The sequence below is a fragment of the Bacillus canaveralius genome, from assembly GCF_002860125.1.
GTDB lineage: Bacteria > Bacillota > Bacilli > Bacillales > Cytobacillaceae > Bacillus_BJ > Bacillus_BJ canaveralius.
In genome coordinates, this window is sequence record NZ_PGVA01000025.1 from 18,132 (window position 1) to 30,480 (window position 12,349).

General features: G+C 43.2%; 13 protein-coding genes. All 13 read left to right on the plus strand.

The genetic code is table 11. The features are described from left to right. The first annotated feature begins 183 nt into the window (after window positions 1-183). Window positions 184-2,034, plus strand: coding sequence for a BglG family transcription antiterminator (locus CU635_RS11300; RefSeq protein WP_101577482.1), 1,851 nt, complete (start codon window positions 184-186; stop codon window positions 2,032-2,034). 4 nt (window positions 2,035-2,038) lie between these two features. Continuing rightward, on the plus strand, window positions 2,039-3,196 hold the full coding sequence (locus CU635_RS11305; RefSeq protein WP_101577483.1) for an amidohydrolase/deacetylase family metallohydrolase: 1,158 nt from the start codon (window positions 2,039-2,041) through the stop codon (window positions 3,194-3,196). Further along, a complete protein-coding gene (locus CU635_RS11310; RefSeq protein ID WP_101577484.1) occupies window positions 3,168-3,497 on the plus strand; it encodes a PRD domain-containing protein in 330 nt (109 codons plus the stop codon). The genes CU635_RS11305 and CU635_RS11310 overlap by 29 nt, the downstream gene beginning before the upstream one ends. Before the next feature lie 14 nt (window positions 3,498-3,511). Further along, a complete protein-coding gene (locus tag CU635_RS11315; protein WP_101577485.1) occupies window positions 3,512-3,871 on the plus strand; it encodes a glycine-rich SFCGS family protein in 360 nt (119 codons plus the stop codon). Between the two features lie 5 nt (window positions 3,872-3,876). Next, the gene (locus CU635_RS11320) at window positions 3,877-4,230 is read left to right on the plus strand and encodes a DUF4312 family protein (protein ID WP_101577486.1); all 354 of its coding nucleotides are present in this window, start codon (window positions 3,877-3,879) and stop codon (window positions 4,228-4,230) included. Between the two features lie 10 nt (window positions 4,231-4,240). Beyond that, window positions 4,241-5,026 carry a DUF4311 domain-containing protein gene (locus tag CU635_RS11325; RefSeq protein ID WP_101577487.1) on the plus strand — a complete coding sequence of 262 codons (786 nt, stop codon included), beginning with the start codon at window positions 4,241-4,243 and terminating at the stop codon, window positions 5,024-5,026. Window positions 5,027-5,086: 60 nt separating this feature from the next. Next, complete coding sequence (locus CU635_RS11330; RefSeq protein WP_101661956.1) at window positions 5,087-5,725, plus strand: DUF4310 family protein; 639 nt, start codon at window positions 5,087-5,089, stop codon at window positions 5,723-5,725. Between the two features lie 11 nt (window positions 5,726-5,736). After that, complete coding sequence (locus CU635_RS11335) at window positions 5,737-6,849, plus strand: DgaE family pyridoxal phosphate-dependent ammonia lyase (protein ID WP_101577489.1); 1,113 nt, start codon at window positions 5,737-5,739, stop codon at window positions 6,847-6,849. Then, a complete protein-coding gene (locus CU635_RS11340; protein WP_101577490.1) occupies window positions 6,846-7,568 on the plus strand; it encodes a KDGP aldolase in 723 nt (240 codons plus the stop codon). Before CU635_RS11335 ends, CU635_RS11340 begins: the two co-directional genes overlap by 4 nt. A gap of 59 nt (window positions 7,569-7,627) precedes the next feature. Beyond that, complete coding sequence (locus CU635_RS11345; protein ID WP_101577491.1) at window positions 7,628-8,290, plus strand: HAD family hydrolase; 663 nt, start codon at window positions 7,628-7,630, stop codon at window positions 8,288-8,290. Between the two features lie 339 nt (window positions 8,291-8,629). Further along, window positions 8,630-9,025: a MerR family transcriptional regulator gene (locus CU635_RS11350; protein ID WP_373270901.1), complete on the plus strand. Its 396-nt coding sequence runs from the start codon at window positions 8,630-8,632 to the stop codon at window positions 9,023-9,025. Beyond that, complete coding sequence (locus CU635_RS11355) at window positions 9,018-10,523, plus strand: class I adenylate-forming enzyme family protein (RefSeq protein ID WP_101577492.1); 1,506 nt, start codon at window positions 9,018-9,020, stop codon at window positions 10,521-10,523. Before CU635_RS11350 ends, CU635_RS11355 begins: the two co-directional genes overlap by 8 nt. Then, window positions 10,520-12,196, plus strand: a complete 1,677-nt coding sequence (locus tag CU635_RS11360) for an acyl-CoA dehydrogenase family protein (protein WP_101577493.1) — start codon at window positions 10,520-10,522, stop codon at window positions 12,194-12,196. Before CU635_RS11355 ends, CU635_RS11360 begins: the two co-directional genes overlap by 4 nt. Window positions 12,197-12,349: the final 153 nt, after the last annotated feature.

The following is a 12,349-nucleotide window of genomic DNA, read 5'->3' on the forward strand; positions in this document are numbered from 1 at the left end:
CATTGCCCAATCCCGTGATTTTATAATGTTCATCGCAATGCCTTACAGTGTTTAGAAAATTCTGATGAATTCAATTTCACTAATAATGGTGAAGTAATTTTGTCTGTTCGGTAGCGGAACCTTTTTTTATAATTAAAGTCATAATCGATTATACGCAACAACTACTAGTAGAGCGGTGAGGATATGTTAACGACAAGAACCTTTCAGCTGGCAAACAAGTTATTAATAGCTAAATCTCCATTAAGGATTAAGGATTTATCAGAGGAATATGGGGTTAGTACACGAACGATTAAGTATGATTTGGAAATTGTAAGAGAGTGGTTTAAAGCTCAGGAGCAAGAACTGCATTCACAAACAAATAAAGGGATTTGGATTGAGTGCAGCGATCATGACCGAATGAATTTGCGGACAATCCTTTCTCAGTTTGAACGCTCCAATATTTATCCAGACCAGTCGGTTCGCATAAGGAAAATTATCCTGACGTTGATATTAAGCAATGAGTATATTACTGCTGCCGAACTGTCTGATTCATTGGAAGTTAGCAGGAATACCATCTTGAGCGATTTGAATAATGTGGAAGAAATTCTTTGCTCGTGGGGGTTGATTCTTGAACGCAAACAAAGGACAGGATACAGACTATTAGGGGAAGAGCTTCAAATACGGTTGATGTTTGAATACGTGATTTATAGCGTGCTAGATGATTATGAGATTTATAAAATGACGACTCGTATCACAAAGAAAGACCGTGAAGTGGATGCTGGCCTCCCTATCGAAGATAAATTAAAGGATGTCTATATAGCAATTGAGAACCAAATGAGGGAGTTGTATAATCCTTCATTGGCTCCGTTAATTCGTCTCTCCGATTTGCTGAAGATACTGTTTCGCATTACTTTTTCGGTTGTTAGGCTAAATATGGGCCATACCATCAGCAGCTATCGTATTCTAGATCAATCTGAGCTCAAGGATGATGGATCTTACTATGTGGCTTCTGTTATGGAAAAGGTTCTGGCAGATCAGCAGCTGCCATTATTGGAAGAGGAATTTCTCTATGTAACAGGCAGTCTCGAGAAAGAAACCGAACCGGTGGATGCTGTAGATGTAACAGGAAAAATCATCCAATACGTCAGCAATATTGAGGGAATAGATTATAAAAAAGATCCAAATCTTTACAGCAATCTGCTTGCCCACTTGTCGTTAAGGTTCCACAACGGGTCCCTTTATTTAAAAGAAATTAATCCGATCGAGGACGAGATTAAAAGAAACAATCCCGAGCTTTTTAAAAACGTTCAAGAGGCGTGTCGTCGTTATATAAAACAGCATAATTTGCTTGCCCAGGATTCTTTCATCTCCTTAATCGTTCTTCACTTTCTGGTATCTTATGAATGTACATTTAAGCCAAAGCGGAACGTAAGGGTTCTTTATGTATGCTCAACAGGAAGAGGAGTAGCCCGCCTGATAAAGAACCGGGTTGAAAAAGAAATTCCAGCAGTGGATATTGTCGCTTATTGTTCCCTTCTTGAAGTAGAAGAGATATGCGAACAGGAAAAGGTGGATATGATTGTAAGCGTTTTCCCTATTGAAACAAGTATCCCTGTTGTAGTCGTAGAACCGCTTCCGGGAAAACGTGATATTGAGGCGATCAGAGAACAAATGAAGTCGCTCATTGGGGCGGAAGCAGACGAAATCAATCATCTTATTGAGAAGCGGGAGTTTCAGTCCAGCCACGATGATACGGAAACCATCAGCCAGGAGATTATTTTAAAGGGCTTTGAAGTAGCCCAGGCATTGCTAGAAGCTTTTCCAATTGAATCACAAGAAAATTGGAAAAATGCTTTTCAGATGCATGTGTTCTTAATGGTTCACCGGTATTATTTTGATAAGCAATATGATCAGTATTTCCACACCAACCATCCGGTATTAGACAGTGATGAGGAAATAATGATTAAGGTCCGAAGTATTTTGAAAGATAAAGACTTGCATGTCCATGATGCAGAAGTTCTTACTCTATTACAATACTTAAAAAAATGGAAGTGAATGTATGAATGAAGCAGTAATCATTCAAGATGGCTTTGTCATTGACCCAGAAGCCTTAACAATTACAAAAATGGATATCGGCATTCTAAACGGAAAATTTGCGTCTATTCAACAGGTGCAGACACAGGATCGCAAAGAGATTCAGTACATCAATGCATCTGGCTATTATGTTTCTCCGGGATTTATTGATTTACATGCTCATATCTTTAAGGATTACACAGAATTGGGCATTGAACCGGATACAGTAGGAGTAGAACAAGGAGTCACAACCATCGTGGATGCAGGCAGTTCTGGTTTTGACAATTACAGTTTGCTCAAGGAAGAGATTATCAACTCAAGCAAAACTGAGATCTTGACGTTGATAAATATTTCCCGAAAGGGGCTATGTCATGGACTTTCAGAACTTGCGAACTTGCGTGATTTGATGACTCTTGAGGAAGCCGAGCAAATCTTCAAAAGAGAGAAAAATATCGTTGGATTAAAAGCCCGAATGAGCGGATCTGTTGTAAAGGAAAGTGGGATTCAGCCTCTAAAACATGCAAGAAACATTGCAGACCATTTACATAAACCGATCATGGTTCATATTGGAAATCCACCTCCATACTTACAGGAGATATTCCCACTTCTTAAAAAGGGGGATATTGTTACACATGCATTTCATGGGAAAAAACATGGAGTTTTAAATGAGGAGGGAGAATTGATTCCAGAAGCTTCAAGCGCTATTGGAAGAGGTGTCCGATTTGATATTGGCCATGGTACCTCGAGTTTTAGCTATAAAACGATGAGAAGGTTTAAGGAAAAATATGATATGGCTTTTACAATTAGCACAGATATCTACAGGAAGAATTTCTCTTATCCTGTTGGAAGTCTCATGGTTACCATGTCGAAGTTACTTGCGCTCGGGTATTCATTAACCGAGGTGGTGGAAGCCGTTACAAAGCGGGCTGCAGATACTCTTCTATTAACTGAACAAGGGACATTTACGCTTGGCACAAGAGCGGATGTGACAATCTTTGGCCTGGAAGAGGGGGAATCTCTTCTAGCTGATTCGGAAGGTGACGAATTGATATGCCATCAAATTCTTACTCCATATATGACCTTAAAGACTGGAAAGGTGGCATTCAAGAAGGACGATGGAATTAAGAACGCAAGAGCTTTATGAAAAAAGCGAGGAACCGAAATTATGTAAAGAAGTGATGCAATTCACAGAGCAGCTCATGTTACAAAAAAACATCAAGATGACAGAATCACAATTATTGTCTTTGTTATCCCATATTTCAGGGATGGTATACCGTTCCAAACACAGAGAATCGATTGAGCAGGTAGATCCATTGCTTTTTAAGGATGTTTCTGACGATTCCATTGATTTGGCAAAACAGGTCTGTGAGATTTTTTCAGACTTAGATGAAAATGAGAAATACTTACTTTCGATACATTTTGAAGCAGCAAAAATGAACAATTAGGAGGAAGAATGGCTATGACTCAAGTTGTTGTGGTAATCGGAGATCGTTTAGGCAAAGGGCAAAATGTAGCTAAAGGGGTAGAAGCAGCAGGCGGAAAGGCGATTGTGATTAATGGCGTTGGTGCAGATATGCGCCTTGGAGATATCATGAAAGAGGAAAATGCGGACTTGGGGATTTCCTTTTGCGGCAGTGGCGGTGCAGGAGCGATTACTGCACAAACAAAATATGGATATCCTGCCCATTACGGAATGCGTTCCATCGATGAGGGTGTTACAGCCGTAAAAGAAGGGAAACGCGTGTTGGGGTTCGGATTCATGGATGTTGAGGAATTAGGAAAGCGCATCACCGAAGCATATATGAAGGCTAGAGTGTAGCTACCATGGAAAAAGTGATTCAGCAAAAAGTCAGAGTGCAAGGAACCGGTAAGACTAAAGAGCATGCCGTCAATTTCGCCCTCGGACAAATACAAAAAAAAGTCCTGGACGAACATAAGGTCATGATGATTCGCATCGAACCGTTAGGGATAGAGGTAGTCAAAGCAATTGAACAGAGTTATATAGAACGGTTTATGCTCTTTTTCTTCCCGAGAAAAAGACAGACCTACAAAGTGGTATTAGACGTCACAGTTCAATGTACATTATTAAACATAAATGACATTGAATTTAAGCGAATAGATGAACCTGGTGGAGTGGTAAATGGTATTTTGAGAAAACAACAAATGACAGAGAAATAGGAGGGGGAACATGGAGGTATTGGAAATAGCTATAAAATCGATCATTATCGGTGCTCTTGTAGGTATAGGAGTTGGAGCGGGGGCTGCCAGAATGTTTCACGCACCGAAAGTGCAGGGGATGGGGGCATTCCGTACTTTAGGGGAGTTGAATGCTTGCGCCGGGGATGCTGCATCCCATTTTTCTTTCGGACTTGGATTCTTCTTTAATGCATGGGCATCTTCTGTTGGTGCCGGTGCTTTCACACAGGATGTGGACCACCGGATCATCCCGAATTGGGCGGCATCCGTTCTTATGCGCAAAGGAAGACGTCCTGAAGATACCCTGCATAATCCTAAAAAAATGGGTATTGCCGGTGCTATCATCGGAATTATTGTAGTTGCTTTCTTAAACCTTACAGCATCCGCAATTCCTGAATCTTTGCAGGCTATTGCTGTTAAAGTACTTGTACCTGCCGCCAATCTATTAATTAATCCGGTAATGCCTGTCATCTTCTGGCTTGCAGCATTGGATGCTGGAAAACGATCCGGTTTTTGGGGAACGATTTTTGGAGGTGCTGCTCATCTGATCATGGGGAATGCAGTTCCTGGTGTTGTATTAGGGATTTTAATAGGTAAAGGCGTGGATGACAGTGGATGGAATAAAGTCACGAAAACATTGATTACTTCTGTTATTCTACTATTTGTATTAAGTGCATTTTTCCGCGGATTCGATGTAAAGCTATTAGAAAGTATGTATATTAATACGCCAGAATGGCTGAAAGACTTGCATAGATTATTAGGATTAGAGGTGAAGTAAATGAGCTCACAAACTGCTCGCATTATGGAACATGAGATAAATAAAAAGGCAGAAATTGATATGAACAAAAACTTTTGGTATGCGGACTGGTCCTTCCCGATTTTTGTCGCTCTTTTATCATCAGGAATCTTTGCCGGGACACATATGTACTATGTTTATAAAATCGGTGCTTTTAATGATGTTGCGATCGTTGCAATGCTAGAAGCAGGATTACAAGGGGCAGGCTATGGAGCTGCGGCTGCATTTGGAGCAAGTTTCCTGTTTGCCCGAATTTTAGAGGGTTCACTGGTAGGGATTCTCGACATTGGCGGTTCGCTGCAAACAGGTATTGGTATTGGAGTCCCTGCCATATTGCTGGCAGCAGGGATTACTGCTCCACTTGAAAATTTTATTCTTGCATTAATTACAGGAGCCCTGCTTGGAGTAATTGTGGGGTATGTCATTATTGGAATTCGAAAGTTCACGGTAAATCAATCTAATTCAACGTTTGGAGCAGACATTATGATGGGTGCGGGTAATACCTCCGGCCGTTTCCTGGGACCTCTTATAGTCATTTCAGCAGCAAGTGCATCCATCCCAATTGGAATCGGATCAATTATTGGTGCAGCCATATTCTATGTCTGGAAAAAACCTGTTGCGGGCGGAGCGATCTTAGGGGCCATGATCTTTGGAGCAATCTTCCCAATCTCTTTAGAATAGGTGTGAAAAAAATGAGTGTTTTTGAATCATTTGGATTACGCAAGGTCATTAATGCCAGTGGAAAAATGACGGCATTAGGAGCATCTGCTGTTAGTGACGAAGTGGCGGAGGCTATAAAGCAGGCATCTCAGGATTATGTGGATATAGATGAGATGATGAAATACGCAGGACAGGTCATTGCTGAATACACAGGAGCTGAAGACGGTTGCCCCACCTGCGGGGCAGCTGCAGGGATTGCCATTACAGTTGCGTCCGTCATTACAGGTAATAATTTAACCTTGATTGAGAGAATGCCAGATTCCGAGGGGCTAAAGAATGAAATCATCATTCAAAAGGGCCAGCAAGTCCACTTTGGTGCAACCATTGGACAAATGATCCGGGTTGGGGGCGGAAAAGTGGTTGAAGTAGGAAGCGCCAATAAAGTGGAGGCCGACCATATTGAGGAGGCCATTACAGATAAAACGGCTGCTTTGTTCTATGTTAAGTCTCATCACGCGGTTCAAAAAGGAATGCAGCCCATCAAAACGATGATGGAAATCGCTAAAAACCACAATATCCCGTTTATTATTGATGCAGCAGCTGAGGAAGACTTCCAGAAGTATATAAAAATGGGTGCTGACATTGTGATCTACAGCGGCGGAAAGGCCCTAGAAGGACCAACGTCCGGCTTTATCTGTGGAAAAAAAGAATGGATGGAAGTTTGCCGAAAGCAATATAAAGGAATTGGACGCCCAATGAAAATCGGAAAAGAAGGGGTGGCCGGCCTCATTACTGCATTAAAGCAATATCCATTTAAAGAAGACAATGCTGAAGAACAAATTGAACGGATGACAAAGCTATGCCAAGCCCTGGAGGAAGTCAAAGGCCTGAAATGCACCATAAAGCAGGATGAAGCCGGCAGAGCAATTTATCGGGCACAAATCGAAGTTGATGCGGATTTGGCAGGGGCGACGGCAGAACAGCTGCTTCACCGTCTGGAAACCGGTAATCCGGCGATTTACTTGCGCCATCATTATGTCAATATAGGCATCTTAGCTGTGGATCCCCGCCCTCTACTTAAGGGACAGGAAGAAATTATTGCAAGTACAATTAAGAGCATACTGAAAGAGGAGCAGCTTACATGAAACATAGAGTTATTTTTAATATATTAGCAAAGGATGTCAATAATGCAAAAGAGCTGGTTGATGTAGCCGGAGATCGTGTTTTAGTAGGCATAATGGTGAAAAATTATCCCAATGACGAAGCTGCTATTGAACAAGTTGAATTTTTCAAAAGTAACAACATTCCTGTTTCAGTAGGCTTGGGAGCAGGTGACCCTGCGATGTGGAAAAAGGTAGCCGATGTTTCAGCCAAGACCCACCCTGAACATATTAATCAAGTTTTTCCCGCGGCTGGATATACGCTGGGGCGAATTTCACAGCTGAATTTTTCTAACACGATCATGAATGCATTAATTGAACCATCCGGAACACCTGGGGAAGTAATAATTTCTACAGGACCAAACAGCTGCGAATACAAAGAAAAGGTTTCCTGCGAAATGGCAGCTACGATGCTCGCGGAAATCGGTGTACACTCAGTAAAGTTCTATCCAATTAACGGAGATGAGAGATTGGATGAGGTAGCAGCAATGGTAAAGGCTGCTACCCAGGCTGGTTTGAAGATTTTTGAACCAACAGGTGGAATTGATGTTAATAACGTATATCGAATTGTCCAAACTTGTCTTGAAAATGGGGCTGAGACGGTAATTCCCCATTTATACACTTCGTTAGTTAATAAAGAAACTAGAAGAACCGAAGTAGAAAAAATTGAACAGTTAGTAAGCATGGAATGGAACGTGGATTAAAGAGAAAAGGGGCTTTCATTTGATAGCTCCTTTTTCTTTTAAAGGAGGATTACCAATAAGTGAGCTCATTTGCAGTTATATTTGATATGGACGGTGTCATTGTAGATAGCGAACCCGTATTTAAGACACTAAATAAAGAGTTGTTTCAAAAGTTAAACATTATAGTTCCCGATGTAATTCAATCACAGTTTATTGGCGGCAGTGCCAATCGCAAATGGGCATTAATAAAACAATTTTGTAATGTGACGCAGCCCTTAGATGAGCTTATAAAATACCAAAAAGATTTTTTTAACTCGAAAGAAGTCCGTTTTGATGAAATCTTAAGCCCGGGAGTACGACCGCTATTGGAAACTCTGAAAAGAGAGGGTGTACCTGCTGCACTGGCTTCATCGTCAGATAGGGACCGAATTAATAACGTGATAGATCAATGTGATCTGCATGGATTTTTTCAGTTCGTAGTTAGTGGAGAAGAGTTTAATGAAAGCAAGCCAAATCCCGAGATTTTCCTTCACACCGCGGCTAAATTAGGAATGGAACCTAGAAAGTGTATCGTTGTTGAAGATTCCTTAAATGGATTAACAGCTGCTGACCGGGCAGGAATGAAAAAGATAGGAATTAAACATAAACAGATTCCTATGGACTTATCTATCGCTGATTTTACGATCTCTTCTTTAGAGGAAATTGACGTTTTATTGTTGGAAAAAGTTTTGGAGGAAACCTAAGCAGTTTAATATCATTTCGTAGATTTTGAATGGGGCTATTACAAGTCCTTCTTTTTTTTGTTTCAAAAACCTATTATGTAACGTAAAGATGGTATAGTTTGTCTGAATATAAAGACATAGTTAATCACAAATCTAAACATCTTATGGTGAGTGATATAGGACAATTATCAAATGAACTGAATAGGAAACAGGGTATAGTAGGGATGAGGTCAAACCTGCTCTTTTTCTGCTATTTACATTGTTTTTAGAACAGAACACTTATGATATTTCAGATTTTTATAAAAACCATTGAAATTAACGTTAACGTCAATTGTATAATGGGTTTACATGCTGGGGGTGGTGATAAGGCTGAAAACAATCACAGAGGTAGCTGCACAGTTCGGTGTTTCCGCAAGGACAATCCGTTATTACGAAGAACTAGGACTTCTCAGTTCACAGCGCACAGAAGGCAACCATCGCGTTTTTTCCAAAAAGGAGCTAGCTAAACTGAGGTTGATTTTTCGCGGGAAGCGGTATGGGTTCTCCTTGGAGGAAATCAAAGAGATGGTTTTGCTTTTTGATTACGACCGCACGGGGAAGGCCCAGCTGGAGAGAACGATCCGTTTTGGAGATCAGCGCCTTCAGGAAATCGATATGAAAATTGCCGAGCTGACAGAGATGAAAGCAGAGTTATTGCAATTGAGGGAAGAGTTTTCAAAGAGATTGATTAAGCTGGAGGAGGAGAGCAATGAATAGTTCCACTTTATTGGCTCGCAATGCCCGTAAGTACCCAAAGACGGAAGCGATCATCAGCCCGCAGGGAAATTACACGTATGCAGAGCTTAATGAACAGGTTAATCAGTTGGCATATGCCCTGACAGCGGAGGGAATCGGGCTGAGAGACCGCGTATGCCTATATATGCCGAATACACCTGAGTTTGTCATCAGTTATTTTGCTGTACAGAGAATCGGTGCGATTGTTGTTCCGGTCAACGCCAAATTCGCGCTGGATGAAGTTCAGTTTGTCATCAACCATTCCGGAGCGAAATGCCTGATTGCCCATGCCATGATCTTCCCTGTCATCGAGGAGATCACGCAGGTCGATGTAAAAATCAAAACAGGAGAGCAGATTGGTGACTGGCGGAGCATGGAAGCGTTGATGAAAAATGCTCCTAGTGCTGAAATCAAATGCACTCTTAAAGAAGATGATCTTTCAACAATTTTATATACATCCGGGACTACTGGCGATCCGAAGGGGGTTCTATTTAGCTACCGCAATATCCTTACAGTCGCCCAAATGATTGCCGTCGAATTGGAAGTGAAACCGGAGAGCAGACTGCTTCTCATGATGCCGCTGACCCATTCCGCACCGCTTCATCTGTTTTTGATGGCAGGCATGGTGGTCGGGTCCACGCATGTCCTGACGCCAACATTTACACCGGATTTATTTTTGAAAACGGTTTCAGAATCGAAGCCTACTCATTTTTTCGGTGCGCCTGTTGCCTATTTACTGACGGCTGGGCATCCGGATATCGATAAATATGATCTGTCCTCGATGAAATGGTGGGTGTATGGCGGTGCACCATTATCGGCCGAACAGGTCGATCTTGTTTCGAAAGCTTTTCAGACAGACAGGCTAACCTGTGTTTACGGTCTGACGGAAGCGGGGCCGAGCGGTTCGATTTTGCATGCGGAAGAGCATGGCGAGAAGACCGGGAGTATCGGCAAACGGGCGCCGCTTCATACGGAGCTGCGCATCGTCGATGAAAACGGCAATGATGTCGCGGTTGGGGAGGTCGGTGAAATCGTTCTGTCCGGTGAAGGAAATATGGTGGGCTATTATAAAAACGATGAACTAACCAAGGCTACATTTTTCGGGGAATGGCTCAGGACTGGAGATCTCGCCCGCCGGGATGAAGATGGCTATCTATGGATTGTCGACCGCAAAAAAGATGTCATCATTTCAGGCGGTGTGAACATTTATCCAAAAGAAATTGAAGATGCGATTGTTAAATTCTCCGGCATCCGTGAGGCAGCCGTGATTGGTGTGCCACATCCGGAGTGGGGAGAAACGGTCACCGCATTTTTTGCCGCTGCCGATCCGATTCATGCCGAAGAATTAAAGCTGTTCTTAAGCAAGTATCTTACCAAATTCAAAATTCCGCGCGAATTTGAGCAGGTGGAAATGCTGCCGAGGAATGCCTCCGGAAAAATACTGAAGACAGCCTTGAAAAATAAGGTGGTGCAGCAATGAAAGTATTAAAAGAGCCGGTGGCAAAGAGTCTATACGCCGATAATTTTTTCGCAGGGGATGAAACGCTTCTGAAAATCCTTAAGCAGCATCTGCCAGCAGAGTTTTATGAGTATGCTGTCGGGCATTTGACACAATACGGGCAAAAATGCGCGAATGAAATCGATCTGCGGGCGAAACACACCGACCGTGAAGGCCAGCCGGTGCTCAATCGCTATGACAAATACGGCGAAGAAGTGTCGGAAGTATGGGTGAATGAAGGCTATGAGAAAACAGCAGTCGAGTCATACGGAACTGGCATGGTCGGGTATGTTCATAAGGAGATCCCTGAGCTCGGCGCGACAGGCAATTATGTATATAGCTATGCATTAGGTTATCTTGTATCCCAGACGGACCCCGGCTTCTATTGTCCGGTCACCCTGACGATGGCAACAGCCTATCTGCTCGATCACTATGCAAGTGACGAGTTAAAGAAAAGATTTTTGCCGCATGTTTGTGCAACAGGCGATGTCGAGTTATATGAAGGGGCAACCTTTCTGACCGAACGGCAGGGAGGCTCCGATGTCGGCGCCAATGTTGTCAAGGCAGTGAAGGACGGTGAGGATTACCGGCTGTATGGTGAAAAGTACTTTGCTTCGAATGCCGGCCGGTGCGGTGTGGCGATGGTGCTGGCCAGACGGGAAGGTGCCCCGGAAGGAACGAAGGGCTTGACACTGTTCGCTGTCCCTTGGAAGGGTGAAGACGGAAAACTGAATGGGCTCCGCATCCGGCGCCTTAAAGATAAGCTTGGCGTGCGGGCTGTTCCGTCCGGTGAAGTGGAGTTCGACGGGGCGAAGGCCTATGTTGTCGGCGACGAGACGAGGGGATTCTATTACATGATGGAGGCACTGAATCTATCAAGAATCTGCAACGCGGTCGCATCCATCGGCATCATGAAACGGGCCTATCACGAGGCAAAACAGTATGCCAGTGCCCGTCATGCATTTGGAAACAGCCTGCTGAAATACCCAATGGTCAAACAGACCCTATCGAAGCTGCAGGCCAAGCTGCAGGTTGAAGTTGCCGCTGTATTTGACTTGATCGCACTTTATGACAAGGTGACATCCGGTACGGCAAGTGACGCTGAAGTGTTGCTACATCGCCTGTACATTGCGATATTGAAAAAGGAAACAGCGGAAACGGCGATTCATTTCGCCCATGAATCGATAGAAATGCATGGCGGAAACGGCTATATCGAGGATTTCGTCACGCCAAGACTTTTGCGCGATGCCCAAGTACTGACCGTGTGGGAAGGCACCGCCAATATTTTGGCCCATGAGCTCATTCGTCTCGTCAATAAGTTTTCGATTCACCAATTATTTATCGAAGAGATGCGTAGCCGCGTAAGCGCCATCAAGCAAACGGAGCTAGTCATATTCGCAGAGGAAAAGCTGCATGAAATTACCGGGGAGCTCCAGGTTTATGCTTCATCCGACCGGATGACTCAGGAACTGGAGGCTAAGCCGCTCATGAAAAAGCTGGCTTATTTGTATGAAACGGTAGTTGCACTTGAATGGGCCGAGAAATATGGCAGCCCATACACAGAGATTGCCGAAGTCTACGTGGAAACTACCTGGAATACAGCGACATTTGGCAGGACACCGAAGGCAGTGCTCCTGGCGGATGAAATTATTTAAAAGGCTTGGAGTTTTCGAGGCCACTGAAAAAGTCCCTTTAAACAAAAAGGCAGAAATTCTTACATTTAGTGAGGGTTTCTGCCTTTTTTGATTTATGCGTGCCCAGCAAGCCGTTAATTGCTAGTTGGTGAAAGTCCAACCCGAGTAAGTGTC